A 15317-nucleotide genomic window follows, 5' to 3' on the forward strand; every position below is an offset into this window, starting at 1 on the left:
CGAAGAATGCGCGGCAGACGGACAGCCCATGCCGGGCATGCGGACTTGCGGCATGCGTCACTCTATCCCATTGTTTTTACGTCGATAACCTAGGGTATACACCCATCAATCAAGCCCGGAATACAGGTTTATAGTCTCGCAAAACAAGGGGAATTTTTGTATACCAATGCGCAGCGATCCTAGCCTCATGCCGGATCCCGCCGCGGCAGTCGCCGTGGCCGATCCCGCGCCGCAGCCCGCGGCCCGTGTTGCCGGCAACGGCCGCACGCTGGCGGGCACGGCGGCCGGGCATCTGCGCGAACGCATCATCCAGGGCGAATTTCCGCCCGGCTCCCGGCTGAACGAGCGCGCGCTCTGCGACCTGCTGGGCGTGTCGCGCACCCCGCTGCGCGAGGCCTTCCGCCTGCTGGCCGCCGAAGGGTTGGTGCAGATCGAACCCAACCGCGGGGCCCAGGTGGTGGCCCTGTCGGAAGCCAACATCCGCGAAGCCTTTGAAGTGATCGGCGGCCTGGAGGCCATGTCCTGCCGGCTGGCGTGCGAGCGGGCCACGGACACCGAAATCGCCGAGATCCGCGCGCTGACGTACGAAATGATGGCCAGCCATGCCCGCCATGACCTGCCCACCTACTTCCGAACCAACCGCGAGATCCACGAGCGCATCAGCCTGGCCGCGCACAACAGCCTGCTCAAGGACCTTTACGACGCGCAGAACGCGCGGATCCAGAACCTGCGCTTCGTCTCGAACGAGAACCGCCAGAAATGGGATCTGGCGATGCGCGAACACATAGAAATGGCAGAGGCCCTGGACGCGCGCGACGCCGACCGGCTGGCAGCCATCATGCGGCAGCACCTGCAGCGCAAATGCGACGCGGCGCTGAAAAGCCGGAGCGAGACGATAGATACGCAACACATGTAGTGTCTTCAAGAGGAGCCTTCACCATGGCTGATAGTCGCTTCAAACCCGTCTCACCTGCGTTGTCCTCCCGCTGCACCCCCGCCCTCAAGACCCTGGCCGCCGCCCTGCTGGCATGCGCCGCCGTGGCCGCCCAGCCGGCATTCGCCGGCAAAAAGGACGACACCCTGCGCATGGCCTATGACCAGGCGCCGGAAAGCGTCGATCCCTACTTCAACAACGTCCGCATCGGCGTCATCATCGCCGCCAACGTGTGGGACACCCTGCTCTACCGCGATCCCGTCACCAACGAGTACAAGGGCCAGCTCGCCAAGAGCTGGAAGCAGATCGACGACAAGACCATGGAATTCGAGCTGCGCGAAGGCGTCAAATTCCACAACGGCGAGGAATTCGACGCCGACTCGGTGGTCTACACGCTGAACTTCGTGGCCGACCCGAAGAACAAGGCCGTCACGCAGCAGAACGTGTCGTGGATCGACAAGGTCGAGAAGATCGACAAGTACAAGGTGCGCCTGACGACCAAGGAGCCCTTCCCCGGCGCCAAGGAATACCTGTCCACCACCGCCGCCATCCACCCGGCCAAGTACTACCAGGAAGTCGGCCCCAAGGGCATGAACGCCAAGCCGGTGGGTTCGGGTCCGTACAAAGTGGTCGACTACCAGCCCGGCAAGTCCATCACGCTGGAGCGCAACGCCGACTACTTCAAGGATTCGCCCAAGGCGCAGCCCAAGATCGGCAAGGTGGTGATCCGCTTCATCCCCGACCGCCAGACGCAGATGGCCGAAGTCATCTCGGGCGGCGAAGACCTGATCATGAGCGTGCCCAAGGACCAGGCCGAGCAGCTGGGCGGCATGCCCAACCTGCAGATGGTCACCGGCAACACCATGCGCATCGTGTTCATGCAGATGAACATCCTGGACGGCACGCCCGCGCCCCAGCTCAAGGACGAACGCGTGCGCCGCGCCATCATCCACGCGATCGACCGCAACGCCATGCTCAAGAACATCGTGGGCGAAGGCGGCGGGCTGATCAACACCATCTGCACGCCATCGCAGGTGGGCTGCACGCAGGACGGCGCCCCGACCTACAAGTACGACCCGGCGCAGGCCAAGAAGCTGCTGGCCGAGGCCGGCTTTCCAAACGGCTTCGACATCGACATCGTCGCGTACCGCGAACGCAACCAGACCGAGGCCATCATCAACTACCTGCAGGCCGTGGGCATCCGGGCCAAGCTGAACTTCCTGCAGTACGCCGCCATGCGCGACATGATCCGCGCCAACAAGGCGTCGCTCACGCACCAGACCTGGGGCTCGAACCTGGTCAACGACGTGTCCGCGTCCACGCCGGTGTACTTCGCCTTCGGCAACGACGACATCACCCGCGACGCCAAGGTGCGCGACCTGCTGAACAAGGGCGACCACACGATCGACAGCGCCCCGCGCAACGCGGCCTACAAAGAGGCGCTGGACATCATCGCCGAGAAGGCCTACGCGGTGCCCCTGTGGACGCTGCCCGCCTACTACGTCGCCACCAAGGACGTGAACTTCAAGCCCTACTCGGACGAGCTGGTGCGCTTCTGGGACATGAGCTGGAAGTAAGGCGCGCCTGGCGCCGGGCCGCGTTCGCCGCGGTCCGGCGTTGCTGAACAGAGAGGAAGTCCTATGCTTTATTTCACGATCAGGCGCCTGGGCCTGGCGGCGCTGGTGGCGCTGACCGTCTCCGTCCTGGCGTTCCTGCTGCTGCACCTGTCGGGCGATCCGGCGCTGGCCCTGGCCGGCGAAGGCGCGCGCCAGGCCGACATCGACATGATCCGCAAGACCTACGGGCTGGACCGCCCGATCATCGTCCAGTACGCCGACTGGCTCTGGCACATCCTGCAGGGCGATTTCGGCATGTCGGTGTACTTCAAGACCGAAGCCGGGCCGCTCATCCTGTCCAAGCTCGCGACCACGCTGAAGCTGGGCATGGCCGCGCTGGCCTTCGCGCTGGCGATCTCGATTCCGCTGGGCGTGCTGGCCGCCATCTACAAGGGCAGCCTGATCGACCGCCTCTGCCTGGCGATCGCCGTGCTGGGCCAGGCCCTGCCGAACTTCTTCTTCGCGCTCATCCTGATCATGCTGTTTTCCATTTCGCTGCGCATCCTGCCGGTGTCGGGCAGCGGCACCTGGCAGCACTTCGTCATGCCGGCCATCGCGCTGGGCTACTACGTGGCGCCGACCTTCATGCGCCTGATCCGCGCCGGCATGATCGAGGTGCTGGGGGCCGACTACATCCGCACCGCGCGCGCCAAGGGCCTGCCGGCGCGCAAGATCATCTTCAAGCATGCGCTGCGCAACGCGATCGTGCCGGTGGTGGCGCTGGCCGCGGTGCAGCTGGGCTATCTGCTGGGTGGATCGGTCGTCATCGAGACCATCTTCGCGCTGGACGGCCTGGGCTACCTGGCCTACCAGAGCATCACGTACAAGGACTATCCGGTGATGCAGCTCATCGTGCTGCTGCTGTCGGTGCTGTACGTCATCCTGACGCTTGCCGCCGACGTGGCCAACGCGTGGCTCGATCCGCGCATCCGGGTGTCCTGACATGAACTCGCCTACCCTCACCCCCTCCGCGCCCGGCGCGCCCGCCCCGGCGCCGCTGGAGCTGTCCGCGGCCACGCTGCGCTGGCGCCGCCTGCGCCGCAACAAGGCGCTTCTGGCCGGCGGCGGCATCCTGCTCCTCATCGTACTGATCGCGCTGCTGGCGCCCTGGATTTCGCCTCACGACCCGTACTACCAGGACCTGGCCTACCGCACGGCCCCGCCTGTCTGGTATGAAAAAGGCACCTGGCTGCACCCGCTGGGCACCGATCAGCTGGGCCGCGACTACCTGTCGCGCCTCTTCTATGGCGCCCGGATCTCGCTGCTCATCGGCGTCAGCGTGGCCCTGATCTCGGGCCTGATCGGCACCGCCATGGGCATGGCGGCCGGCTACTTCGGCGGCAAGGTCGACATGGCCGTGTCGTTTCTCATCACCACGCGCCTGTCCATGCCCGTCATTCTGGTGGCGCTGGCCACCGTGGCCATCGTGGGCGGCTCGCTGTGGGTCGTGATCCTGGTGCTGGGCCTGCTCAAGTGGGACCGCTACGCCGTCGTGATGCGCAGCGCCACCCAGCAGGTGCGGTCGCTGGAATACGTGGCCGCGGCGCAGGCCGCCGGCGCCAGCACCTGGCGCATCGTGTGGGGCGAGGTGCTGCCCAACGTGGTGCCGCAGCTCATCGTGATCGCCACGCTGGAAGCCGCCAGCGCCATCCTGCTGGAGGCCTCGCTGTCCTTCCTGGGCCTGGGCGTGCAGCCGCCGCTGCCATCCTGGGGCCTGATGATCTCGGAGGCCAAGGCCTACATGTTCTTCTCGTTCTGGCTGATCGCCATTCCCGGATCGGCGCTGGCGCTGCTGATCTTCGCGATCAACCTGGCCGGCGACGGCCTGCACCAACTCCTGACGCCTGAAGAGAGGGCTTGAGCATGAACGGCACGGATATCGTCCTGGACGTACAGGGACTCACAGTCGACATCGCCACGCCGCGCGGCGCGCTGCACGCCGTGCGCGACGTGTCCTTCCAGGTCAGGCGCGGCGAGACGCTGTGCCTGGTGGGGGAATCGGGCTGCGGCAAGTCGATGACCTCGCTGGCCATCATGGGCCTGTTGCCCAAGGCCGCGCGGCGCAGCACGCGCCGCCTGGCGGTGCTGGGCGAAGACCTGTCCAAGGCCCGCGGCCGGCGCATCAACGCGCTGCGCGGCAGCAAGATGGCCATGATCTTCCAGGAACCCATGACGGCGCTGAACCCCGCCTACGCCATCGGCGAACAGCTCACCGAGCACTACATCCATCATCGCGGCGCCAGCAGCCAGCAGGCGCGCGACCGGGCCGTCGAACTGCTGGAGAAGGTCGGCATCGCGTCGGCCGGCCAGCGCCTGACGCAGTATCCGCATCAGTTGTCGGGCGGCCTGCGCCAGCGCGTGATGATCGCCATGGCGCTTATGTGCGGCCCCGAGCTGCTGATCGCCGACGAGCCCAGCACCGCGCTGGACGTCACCATCCAGGCCCAGATCCTGCGGCTGCTGGCCGACCTGCAGGCGGAACTGGGCATCGCCATGGTCCTGATCACCCACGACCTGGGCGTAGTCGCCCGCATCGCCCGGCAGGTGGCCGTGATGTACGCCGGGCAGATCGTGGAAGAAGGCCCCGTGGCCGATATCTTCGCCACGCCGCGCCATCCCTACACGCAAGGGCTGCTGGGCTGTATCCCCGTGCCCGGCCGCAGCGCGCCCGGCGAGGCCCTGGGCACCATTCCGGGCGTGGTCCCGTCGCTGGTCGGCGACCTGCGCGGCTGCGCCTTCGCCGACCGCTGCGCCTATGCGCAGGCGCAATGCCGCGCGGCGGTCCCCGTCCACGGCCAGCCGTCCGGCCAGCAATGGCGCTGCATCCGCGGCCCCGAAGGAGTGCCGGCATGAGCGCGCTGCTGCAAGCCGATGCCGTCAGCCGGCAGTTCACCGTCCGCGCCGGCATGTTCCGCCCGCGCGCCACGCTGCACGCGGTCAATGGCGTGGACCTGTCCGTGGACCGCGGCTCGGTGCTGGGCATCGTGGGCGAGTCCGGCTGCGGCAAGTCCACGCTGGCGCGCATGCTGCTGGGCCTGACGCCCCCGACCGAAGGCGCCATCCGCCTCGATGGCCAGGACATCCGCCAGATGGACCGGCGCGCACTGGCCCGGCGCGTGCAGCCCATCTTCCAGGACCCCTATTCGTCGCTGAATCCGCGCCGCTCCATCGCGTCCATCGTGTCGCTGCCGCTGGAGGTGCACGGCATCCCCAACCCCAAGCTGCACAAGGCCATCGACATGCTGGAGCGCGTCGGCCTGCCGCCGCGGCTGGCCCACAACACGCCCGGGCAGCTTTCCGGCGGCCAGCGCCAGCGCGTGGCCATCGCGCGCGCGCTGGTGATGAACCCCGAAATCGTCATCTGCGACGAGCCGACCTCCGCGCTCGACGTGTCCGTGCAGGCGCAGATCATGAACCTGCTGATGGACCTGCGCCGCGACTTCAACCTGACCTACGTCTTCATCAGCCATAACCTGGCGGTGGTGGAGCACATCGCCACCGACGTGGCGGTGATGTACCTGGGCCGCGTGGTGGAGTCGGCGCCCACCGCCCGCCTCTTCCACGACCCGCGCCATCCGTACACGCAGGCGCTGCTGGCCTCCGTGCTGACGCCCGAACCCGGCCTGGGCATCCCCGACATGGGCCTGGGCCTGTCGTTCCCCGACCCGCTGCATCCGCCGTCCGGCTGCCCCTTCCACCCGCGCTGCCAGCACGCCATGGCGCAATGCAAGACCGAGCGGCCCGCGCTGGCCGTGCGCGAACAGGCCCTGGTGGCTTGCCACCTCTATCCGACCACGACGTCCACCCCTTCCCACGGAGCCTCACAGCCATGACCCGCGCACAAGCCATCGCCCAGGCGGAACAGTGCTTTGATACCGGCGCCTTCCGCGCGCTGCTGGCGCGCCGCCTGGCGCTGCCCACGGAGAGCCAGAATCCCGACCGCGCCGCCGTGCTGGCGGATTACCTGGAATCCGAGATCCGGCCGGCCTTCGAGGCCCTGGGCTTCACCTGCCGCACGCTCACCCATCCCAAGGCGCTGGCGCCTTTCCTGTATGCCGAGCGCATCGAGGACCCGGCCCTGCCCACGGTGCTGGGCTACGGGCACGGCGACGTCATCCGCGGCCTGGAGCGCGAATGGAAGGAAGGCCTGTCGCCCTGGGCGCTGACCGAATCCGAAGGCCGCTGGTACGGCCGCGGCATCGCCGACAACAAGGGCCAGCACACCATCAACATGGAGGCCTTGCGGCTGGTGCTGGAAACCCGCGGCAAGCTGGGCTTCAACGCCAAATACCTGATCGAGATGGGCGAGGAAACCGGGTCCATGGGCCTGCGCGAACTGTGCGCCGACCACCGCGAGCTGCTGGCGGCGGACCTGCTGATCGCCTCGGACGGCCCGCGCCTGAGCGCCAGCCGTCCCACCATCTTCCTGGGCGCGCGCGGCAGCCTGAACTTCGACCTCACCATCGAAGCGCGCGCCGGCGGCCATCATTCCGGCAACTGGGGCGGCCTGATCTCCAACCCGGGCCTGCAGCTTGCCCACGCCATCGCCAGCATCGCGTCGCCCACCGGCCAGATCCGGATTCCGGAATGGAAGCCCAAGGAACTGCCGGCCGCCGTGCGGCGCGCGCTGGCGGACTGCGAGGTCGACGGCGGCGCGGACGGCCCCGAGATCGAGCCCGACTGGGGCGAGCCCGGCCTGTCGCCCGCCGAACGCGTGTTCGGCTGGTGTTCCTTCGAAGTGCTGGCCTACAAGACCGGCAACCCCGACACGCCCGTCAACGCCATCCCGCCGCGCGCCTGGGCGCGCTGCCAGCTGCGCTTCGTCGTGGGCGTGGACCCCGACGACCTGATCCCCGCCCTGCGCCGCCACCTGGACCGCCAGGGCTTTCCGATGGTCAAGATCACGCTCACGCGCGAATCCATGTTCCGCGCCACCCGCATCGATCCCGACGATGCCTGGGTGCGCTGGGCCGTGGATTCGCTGGAACGCACCTCGGGCGAAAAGACCGCGCTGCTGCCCAACCTGGGCGGCTCGCTGCCCAACGACATCTTCACCGACGTGCTGGGCCTGCGCACGATCTGGGTGCCGCATTCGTACCCCGGCTGCTCGCAGCACGCGCCCAACGAGCACCTGCCGCCGGAACTGCTGCGGCAGGCGCTGCGCCTGATGACCGGGCTGTATTGGGACATGGGTGCGGGCGGCACGCCGGCGCTCAGTAGTCCCAGATAACCGGCACCCAGCGGAACGCGTCGCCGTCCACCGCCACCCGCCCGACCGACGGGAACGGCAGGTGGGCCGCCACCAGCAGGCCCCGGTTCTCCGCCAGTTCCCGGAACAGGCCGATGCGCACGCGGGCCGACTCCTCGGGATCGTGTTCGAAACCGTTGTGCCAGTCGGGATGGTCGAACGCAACCGGGAACATCGCGTCGCCCGCGAAGGTCAGCCGTTCGCCGCCCGAGACCAGGTCGACCACGCTGTGCCCCGGCGTATGGCCGCCGGTCAGCCGCACGGTCACGCCGGGCGCCACCTCATGCCGGTCCTCGAAGATGCACAGCCGGTCGCGGTACGTTTCGTAGAAGCTCTTGGCGGTCGAACGCAGCACGTTCGGCACCGGCTTGGGCATGACGGTCTGCGTGAAGTCGGGCGACGTCCAGAACGCGACTTCCGTGGCCGACACGTGGATGCGCACGTTCGGATTCAGGCGCTCCTTCACGCCGTCGACGAGCAGCCCGCCCACGTGGTCCATGTGCATGTGGGTGATGATCACGTCCGTCACGGACTCCAGCGGGATGCCGGCGGCCTGCAGCCGCTGGGGAAATTGCCCGGCCCGCGGAAACCCCGGGAACTGGCCGCCCAGCCCGGCGTCGATGAGGATGGTCTGGCCGCCGCTCTTGGCCACCATCACGTTCAGCGGCCAATCGAAGGCGTCGGGCGGCATGTACATGCGGTCCAGCCATTGCGCCAGGTCGGCCGGATCGGCGTTGGTGGCCATCGTCGAGGTGGGCAGCGGCAGCACGCCGTCGCTGACCACCAGCGCGTCGATGTCGCCGACCTGCACCACGTAGCGGGAGGGAACCAGGTCAAGGGGCGCCTGGGCGGCGGCGGGGGGAGCGTTGTCTACGATAAACATGGCGAAATCTCCTGAAAGGCGGCCAGGCCGGCGGGCATCCGCCGGGCCGTGGCCGTTGGAAGCGGAATGCGCGTCAGCCGCGCAGGAAGGCGAGCAGGTCCGCATTGATGCGGTCCTGCATGGTGGCGGTCAGGCCGTGCGGCGCGCCGGGGTAGTAGATCGCCTGGGCGTTCTTCACCAGGCGCACGGCCTTCTTCGCCGAATCGTGGATCGGAACGATCTGGTCGTCCTCGCCGTGCATGAACAGCGTGGGCACGTCGATCTGCTTCAGGTCCTCGGTGAAATCGGTTTCAGAGAAGGCCTTGACGCATTCGTAGGCATTCTTCTGGCCGCTCTGCATGCTCCACAGCCAGAACTGATCCAGCTGGCCCTGCGACACCTTGGAGTCCGGGCGGTTGGCGCCGTAGAAGGGAATGGCCAGGTCCTTGTAGAACTGCGAGCGGTCGCCCGCCACGCCGTCGCGGATGCCGTTGAAGACCTCGATCGGCAGGCCTTCGGGATTGGCCGCCGACTTCAGCATCACCGGCGGCACCGCGCCAATGAGCACCGCGCGCGCCACGCGCTTGTTCCCATGGCGGCCGATATAGCGCGCCACTTCTCCGCCGCCGGTGGAGTGGCCCACCATGGCGATGTTCCTGACGTCCAGCGCCTCGATGAGCTGGGCCAGGTCATCGGCGTAGGTGTCCATGTCGTTGCCGTTCGTCGGCTGCGACGAACGGCCATGGCCGCGGCGGTCGTGCGCAATCACGCGAAAGCCGTTGCGCGCCAGGAAGTGCAGCTGGCCGTCCCAGGCGTCCGCGTTGAGCGGCCAGCCATGCGAGAAGGTCACGACCGGGCCGGCGCCCCAGTCCTTGTAATAGAGCTTCGTGCCGTCCTTCGTGATGAAGATATTGCTGTCCATGGGAATACTCCGGTTGGGTTGGGGATTGCGCTGCGGGGCGGCTTCGGCGCTGATGGCGAAGGCGCCGCTGGCCAGGACGGCGCTGCCGGCGAGCAGCGTGCGGCGGGCCGGGTTGTACGAGTCGTTCATGGGATCCTCGGGTCGGGAAGAGACAGTGAGGGCATCGTAGGACCGGGGCCGCGTGCGCGGTAGACACGGCGCGGGAAGCACGATGTTGTGCGATGCGCACCAATGCGCGCGGCGGCCGCCATGGCGCGGCGTCGCGAAGAGAGGGAAAGAGAAAACCGGACGTGTCGCCGGCCCGCGGGCGGTGCCGCAAGGCCGGGCTGTCCTGATGGCCGAGGTTCGTGGAACCTGGGAGGTGACGCCGCGCTAGTTCACGTCAGCGGCAGGCGCCGCGTCGCGGTACGCCACGGCGTACATCGCCGTCAGCACGAAGATCATGGCGACGCACGCCACCGCGCCCAGCGCGCCCTGGAGCGCCTGCAGTCCCACGTAGTCGTACGCGAGCGGGCGCAGGTCGTTGGCGGCATGGGCGCCCAGCACCAGCAGCAGAAGGAGCGCCAGCATCAAGGGCCAGCGCGGATAGCGCATGCCGGCGCGAACCGCCCCAAAGCCGTAATCGCCCTTGACCGCGGCGCGCGGCAGGCTCGGCCCGTACATGGCCAGCGCATGGAGCACCGGCAGCCACACCAGCGCCAGCATGGCGATCAATACGCCATAGAACAGCGGTTCGTTGGCGCCGCCCATCAGCATGTAGAGCACATACGGCAGGTCGCCGGTTGCGCGCGCAAGCGCCATGACGCCGATGGCGAGCCCGCCCAGCAAAACGAAGTGCCGGGCTTCCCCGTTGCCGCCGCGCGTCGGCCCCGCGTGCGCGGCGTCGCCCGCCACCACCACCCGATGCCAGGCGTACGTCGTGCGCGCGAAGGCGATCAGGTTGACGAGCGCCAGCGCCAGGATCGCCCAATCGCGCATCAGGTACGGCGTAGACACGACCAGCGCGAATGGCAGCGTCAGCATGAACACGGCCAGCGACCACGGCGCGGCAGCCGCCATGGCCCGGCCTTGCAGCCGGATGACGCCGACTGTCGCGGCGATGAAGCGACCTGCTCCGAGTTTGCTCGACACGAGACTCCCTTGCTCAGAAACGATGGGCCTTGTTTATACCCCACGCCGCGGCGAAGGCCGGCTTCGTCACGTTGCACTGCACGCGTGCGGATCGGCACATGGCCGCGCGGGGTGCCTGCAGGCGTGATCGCACCCGGTTCAGGCGGCGACCGCCGAGGCGGCCCGGGCAGGCGCAAGGGCCTGCATGAGCCGGTCCCATTCCCGCCGACTCAGGTGCGGCCGCACCGCGTCGAGCACCGCCTCGACGACAGCCGGCGGGGCGGCCGCCTGCAGGCCGGCCAGCAGTCCGGCGCGCTCGTCCGGCGTCATGGCCGGGATCATCCAGCGCAGGACGCACAGGTTTTCGGCCGGCGGCAGCGACGCCACGATGGCGCCTTCCAGCGCGCGCAGTTCCTCGTCGCTGTAGCAGGCCCACAGCACCTGGTTGTGCTGCGACTCCTCGATGTGCATGTGCGCGAAGTTCTCGCCCACGAACAGCGCCAGTCCGCGGTACAGCTGCAACGCCGCTGCCGCCCTCGCGGCGCCGCGGGCGGCGTTCAGGCAGGACACGGCGTCGCGCAGCGCCGCGATGGCGGCCAGGTGCTCGACATGCTCGCCGGCGATGCGCCCACTGGAGCCCGGGCGGCGCGCTTCCATCGCGGGATGCACGAAGTCGTTCTCGTGGCCCAGGTGGCTGGCGCAGAGGTCCGCCAGCGCGAGCACGCGTTCGCAGACCGCCTGCGCGGCGGCCGGGTCGTGGACGTCGATACGGCCCGCGGCCTGCAGCGCGTCCAGCATCATGGCGCGCAGCGCCTTGTGGATGCCGACGTAGATGTCGAAGCGCGGCGCGCCGGCGTCGCAGGGCGGAAATAACGGGGAAGCGATCTTGCAGTTCATGAGGCAGGCCTTTTAAGCGGAGAGATACGGTTGCCGCAAGCGCGGCGCCGTTCCGATCCCTGTCGGAAACCGGCTACAGACAGTCTAGAAATCCCGCCGCGAAAGCGTTGCTAAAAGTCTGTTAACCGACCGTTAAGTCACTGTTAAAAAAAGCCGCCCGGAGCGCGTTGCGGCCGCGACCGCCGGGCTATGATTTCCGGCACCGTCGACGTTCAACCGTCTTGAGGCGTCCCGCCGTGCCCAGACTGCCCGCCGAATGGAGCCTTAGCCTGCCCGCGCTGCCTTCGCTGCGCCTGGGCGCCTGCGACCGCGCCGGCAATCCCCGCGTCTGCCGCGCCCTGGCGGCCGATGAGCTGCCCGACGGCCGCCTGCTGGTGCTGCTGGCCGCACGCGCCGCGCCCCTGGTGGTCGCCGCCCTGCGCGACACCGCCCGGGTCGCCATGCTGGCCACCTCGCCCCGCACCAACCGCACGCTCCACGTCAAAGGCCACGACGCCCGCGTCGCCCCTGCCCTGCCTTCCCATGCCGCCCTGCTGGCGCTGCGGCGCGACACGCTGGCGCGCGAGCTCGCCGAGGTCGACGGCTTTGCCGGCGCCCCATTCCTTGACCACTGGTACAACGTGGCGGCGCACGACCTGACGGCCGTCACCTTCAGCGTGGCGGGCGCCTGGAACCAGACGCCCGGCCCCGACGCCGGCCGGGCCGTCGAACTGGAGCCCGGCCCATGAACGCGCTGACCCTGCACGGCGTGCGCCGCATCCTGGACGGCGGCATTCCGCCCACGCTGTGCAGCGTATCGGCCGACGGCGTCCCCCACGTCAACCTGCTTTCGCACGTGGAATACGTGGACGCCGGCCACGTGGCGCTGACCTTCCAGTTCTTCAACCACAGCCGCGAGAACATCCTTGCCACCCGCCGCGCCAGCCTGATGGTGGAAGACCCCGCCACCGGCGGCAGCCTGGCGCTGCAGCTGCGCTATCTGCGCACCGAGACCGAGGGGCCGGTATTTGAACGCCTGCGCGCCAAGCTGGCGGGCATCGCCGCGCATGCCGGCATGGAACACGTGTTCCGCCTGCGCGGCGCCGACATCTACGACGTGCTGGACATCGCCCCCCTGCATGGCGGAACGCCGCTGGCCACGCTGCAGCCGCGCTGCGACCTGGCGGCCGGCGCGCGCGCCGTGTCGGCCCGGATCGCCGACTGCGAGGCGCTGGCCCTGCTGCCGCAGGTGGCCATGGACGGCTTGCGCCGTGACCTGGCCGTCAAGCACGCCATCCTGTGGCTGCTCGATCCGCACCGGCAAAGCCTCTATGCCCTGGCCAGCATGGGCTATGCGCGGCAAGGCGCCGGCGCCGAGCTGCCGCTGGCCGAGGCGGGACTGGCCGGCGTGGCCGTGCGCGAGGGCGTGGCGCTGCGTATCGGCCACATGGCGCGCATGTACCGCTACGGCCAAACCCTGCACCAGATTGCCAGCGACCAGGGCCTGACCGCGGGCCAGGCCATCGGCCAGCCCATCGCCCTGCCCGGGCTGGCCACGCCGTGCAGCCAGCTTGCCGTGCCGCTGCGCGCGCGCGGACGCACCGTGGGCGCGCTGCTGGTGGAAAGCGAAAGCGACCAGTTCTTCGGCTATGACGACGAGGACGCCCTGGCCGTGCTGTGCGCGCAGCTGGCGCAGGCGCTGGTGACACTGCAGCACGCCGAGCTCGACGCGGCGCCCGCGGCGCAGGCCTCCCCCGCCCCGGCGCCGCAGGGGCCGCTGCTGCGCCTGCGCTACGACCCGCGCGACGGCACGCTGTTCATCGACGGGGAATACCTGATCAAGGGCGTGGCGGGCGCCATCCTCTGGAAGCTTGCCGGCGACGCGCAGCGCCAGGGGCGCTGGGACTTTTCGACCCGCGAACTACGGCTTGCCGGCAGCGCCCTGGGCCTGCCCGACGTGCAGGACAACCTGGGCGTGCGCCTGCTGCTGCTGCAGCGCCGCCTGGCCGACTGGGGCGGGCCGCTGCAGATCCGCAGGCTGCGCCGCGGCTGCTACGAACTGGCGTCCACGCGCGCGCTGCTGCTGGAATCCGCCGACGGCGAACCGCGCTGAAGCGCGGACCGGCGGTTCGGCCCGATGCCGATGCGCGGCGGGCGCCTGGCCATCGTCATTACCGTCTTGCGCCGCTGCGGGCCGAACCATACAATGCGAAATACTCTTATTTGCATTTGAGCGATCATGTCCCGCATGAGCGCGACACGGGCCATGACGGCTGATAACCCCGAACACCGACAACAGGTCCACGCGCTGTATCGCGACCACCACGGCTGGCTGCAGCAATGGCTCGGACGACGCCTGGGCAACGGCAGCGACGCCGCCGACCTGGCCCAGGACACCTTCACCCGCATCCTCGCCTCGCGCCTGCCCGCGCTGCTGCATGAGCCGCGCGCCTACCTGACCACCGTGGCGCACGGCATCCTGGTCAACTGGTACCAGCGCCGCGATCTCGAGCGCGCCTACCAGGAAGCCCTGGCCGCGCTGCCCGAGGATCTGGCGCCCTCGCCCGAACACCAGCTCATCATCCTGCAGACCCTGCTGGAGATCGACGCCATGCTGTCGGCGCTGCCCGCGCCCGTGCGGCGCGCGTTCCTGCTGTCGCAGGTGGAAGGCATGAAGTACGAGGACATCGCGGCGCAGCTCGGCGTGTCGCTGGTGACCGTCAAGCGATACATGGCGCGCGCGTTCCGCCAGTGCCTGGAGTGCCTGGCATGAACGCCCGGCATGCGCCCCCCGCCATCCCGGGCGACATCCTGGACGAGGCGGCCCAGTGGCTGGTCGTGATGAACGATGATCCCGTGTCGGACAGCGACCGGCGCGACTGGCTGGCCTGGCGCGCGCGCAGTCCGGCGCATGAAAGCGCATGGCTGCGGTCCGAGAAGCTGCTGGCGCGGCTGGGCCAGATGCCGGCGGCGCTGGCCATGCCCACGCTGGACCGGCCCGGCATGTCCCGCCGCGCCGCGCTGGCCAAGCTTGCCGCGCTGTGCCTGGTCGTGCCGGGCGGCATCGCGGCTTGGCGCCTGGCCCAATCGGAAGGCTGGACCGCCGATTACCGCAGCGCCGCGGGCGAACGCCGCGACGTTACGCTGGCCGACGGCAGCCGCATCACGCTGAACACGGCCAGCGCCGTCGACCTGCGCTTTGACGCCGACGAGCGCCTGGTGCTGCTGCGCGCCGGCGAAATCCTGATCCAGACCGCGCCCGACCCGCAAGGCGCGCACCGCCCCTTCAGGGTGCGGACCGCCGAGGGCACGCTCGAAGCGCTGGGCACACGGTTCAGCGTGCGCCAGCAGGACGGCCAAACCATGCTGGCGGTGCTGGAAGGCGCCGTTCGCGCCACGCCGCGCCAGGGCGCCGACGCGGCGCGCGTCATCCCGGCAGGCCAGCAGACCGTGCTGGAGGCAGGCACCGCGCTGCCGCCCGCGGCGCTGGACGCCGCCGCCACCGCCTGGACGCGCGGCATGCTGCTGGCCGACAACCTGCCGCTGGGCGACTTCGTCAGCGAGCTCGCGCGCTACCGCGGCGGCATCCTGCGCTGCGACCCCGCCATCGCGGGCCTGCGCGTGTCGGGCACCTTCCCGGTCGGCAACACCCGACAGGCGCTGGCCATGCTGGAAGCGACCTATCCGGTGGAAATCGCCTCGCGGTTGGGGGGCTATTGGATCACCGTCCTGCCCCGGTCCCGCTGAAT

General features: G+C 69.2%; 15 protein-coding genes. 11 read left to right on the plus strand and 4 right to left on the minus strand.

Annotated elements, in window-relative coordinates:
* Nucleotides 1-166 precede the first annotated feature (166 nt).
* The 7 genes from ABE485_RS18715 to ABE485_RS18745 all read left to right on the plus strand — a co-directional run bounded on the left by ABE485_RS18715 (nucleotide 167) and on the right by ABE485_RS18745 (nucleotide 7780).
* On the plus strand, nucleotides 167-916 hold the full coding sequence (locus ABE485_RS18715) for a GntR family transcriptional regulator (protein ID WP_346516769.1): 750 nt from the start codon (nucleotides 167-169) through the stop codon (nucleotides 914-916).
* Nucleotides 917-939: 23 nt separating this feature from the next.
* Entirely contained in the window at nucleotides 940-2511 is a 1572-nt protein-coding gene (locus ABE485_RS18720) for an ABC transporter substrate-binding protein (RefSeq protein WP_346516770.1), read from the plus strand.
* A gap of 63 nt (nucleotides 2512-2574) precedes the next feature.
* Nucleotides 2575-3492: an ABC transporter permease gene (locus ABE485_RS18725; RefSeq protein WP_346516771.1), complete on the plus strand. Its 918-nt coding sequence runs from the start codon at nucleotides 2575-2577 to the stop codon at nucleotides 3490-3492.
* 1 nt (nucleotide 3493) lies between these two features.
* Nucleotides 3494-4411: an ABC transporter permease gene (locus tag ABE485_RS18730; RefSeq protein WP_346516772.1), complete on the plus strand. Its 918-nt coding sequence runs from the start codon at nucleotides 3494-3496 to the stop codon at nucleotides 4409-4411.
* 2 nt (nucleotides 4412-4413) lie between these two features.
* Nucleotides 4414-5403 carry an ABC transporter ATP-binding protein gene (locus ABE485_RS18735; protein WP_346516773.1) on the plus strand — a complete coding sequence of 330 codons (990 nt, stop codon included), beginning with the start codon at nucleotides 4414-4416 and terminating at the stop codon, nucleotides 5401-5403.
* Nucleotides 5400-6383 (plus strand): ABC transporter ATP-binding protein, encoded by a 984-nt coding sequence (locus tag ABE485_RS18740; RefSeq protein ID WP_346516774.1) that lies wholly within the window; start codon nucleotides 5400-5402, stop codon nucleotides 6381-6383. Before ABE485_RS18735 ends, ABE485_RS18740 begins: the two co-directional genes overlap by 4 nt.
* The gene (locus ABE485_RS18745; RefSeq protein ID WP_346516775.1) at nucleotides 6380-7780 is read left to right on the plus strand and encodes a M20 family metallopeptidase; all 1401 of its coding nucleotides are present in this window, start codon (nucleotides 6380-6382) and stop codon (nucleotides 7778-7780) included. The genes ABE485_RS18740 and ABE485_RS18745 overlap by 4 nt, the downstream gene beginning before the upstream one ends.
* On the opposite strand, the gene ABE485_RS18750 is transcribed toward ABE485_RS18745, so the two are convergent.
* From ABE485_RS18750 to ABE485_RS18765, 4 genes are all read right to left on the minus strand, one after another.
* Nucleotides 7764-8681, minus strand: a complete 918-nt coding sequence (locus tag ABE485_RS18750) for an MBL fold metallo-hydrolase (RefSeq protein WP_346516776.1) — start codon at nucleotides 8679-8681, stop codon at nucleotides 7764-7766. The genes ABE485_RS18745 and ABE485_RS18750 overlap by 17 nt on opposite strands.
* 73 nt (nucleotides 8682-8754) lie before the next feature.
* The gene (locus ABE485_RS18755) at nucleotides 8755-9582 is read right to left on the minus strand and encodes an alpha/beta fold hydrolase (protein ID WP_346516794.1); all 828 of its coding nucleotides are present in this window, start codon (nucleotides 9580-9582) and stop codon (nucleotides 8755-8757) included.
* 372 nt (nucleotides 9583-9954) lie between these two features.
* On the minus strand, nucleotides 9955-10713 hold the full coding sequence (locus ABE485_RS18760; RefSeq protein ID WP_346516777.1) for a hypothetical protein: 759 nt from the start codon (nucleotides 10711-10713) through the stop codon (nucleotides 9955-9957).
* A 138-nt stretch (nucleotides 10714-10851) separates the two neighbouring features.
* A complete protein-coding gene (locus ABE485_RS18765; protein WP_346516778.1) occupies nucleotides 10852-11589 on the minus strand; it encodes a hemerythrin domain-containing protein in 738 nt (245 codons plus the stop codon).
* A 236-nt stretch (nucleotides 11590-11825) separates the two neighbouring features.
* Here ABE485_RS18765 and ABE485_RS18770 point away from each other — a divergent pair, with 236 nt between their 5' ends.
* From ABE485_RS18770 to ABE485_RS18785, 4 genes are all read left to right on the plus strand, one after another.
* Complete coding sequence (locus ABE485_RS18770; RefSeq protein ID WP_346516779.1) at nucleotides 11826-12317, plus strand: hypothetical protein; 492 nt, start codon at nucleotides 11826-11828, stop codon at nucleotides 12315-12317.
* The gene (locus ABE485_RS18775; RefSeq protein ID WP_346516780.1) at nucleotides 12314-13681 is read left to right on the plus strand and encodes a GAF domain-containing protein; all 1368 of its coding nucleotides are present in this window, start codon (nucleotides 12314-12316) and stop codon (nucleotides 13679-13681) included. Before ABE485_RS18770 ends, ABE485_RS18775 begins: the two co-directional genes overlap by 4 nt.
* Nucleotides 13682-13816: 135 nt before the next feature.
* Nucleotides 13817-14341 carry a sigma-70 family RNA polymerase sigma factor gene (locus ABE485_RS18780; RefSeq protein ID WP_346516795.1) on the plus strand — a complete coding sequence of 175 codons (525 nt, stop codon included), beginning with the start codon at nucleotides 13817-13819 and terminating at the stop codon, nucleotides 14339-14341.
* Nucleotides 14338-15315, plus strand: coding sequence for a FecR domain-containing protein (locus ABE485_RS18785; RefSeq protein ID WP_346516781.1), 978 nt, complete (start codon nucleotides 14338-14340; stop codon nucleotides 15313-15315). Before ABE485_RS18780 ends, ABE485_RS18785 begins: the two co-directional genes overlap by 4 nt.
* Nucleotides 15316-15317: the final 2 nt, after the last annotated feature.

Origin of the sequence: Achromobacter spanius (genome assembly GCF_039673305.1) — a bacterium.
In the GTDB taxonomy this organism is placed as follows: Bacteria; Pseudomonadota; Gammaproteobacteria; order Burkholderiales; family Burkholderiaceae_B; genus Achromobacter; species Achromobacter spanius_F.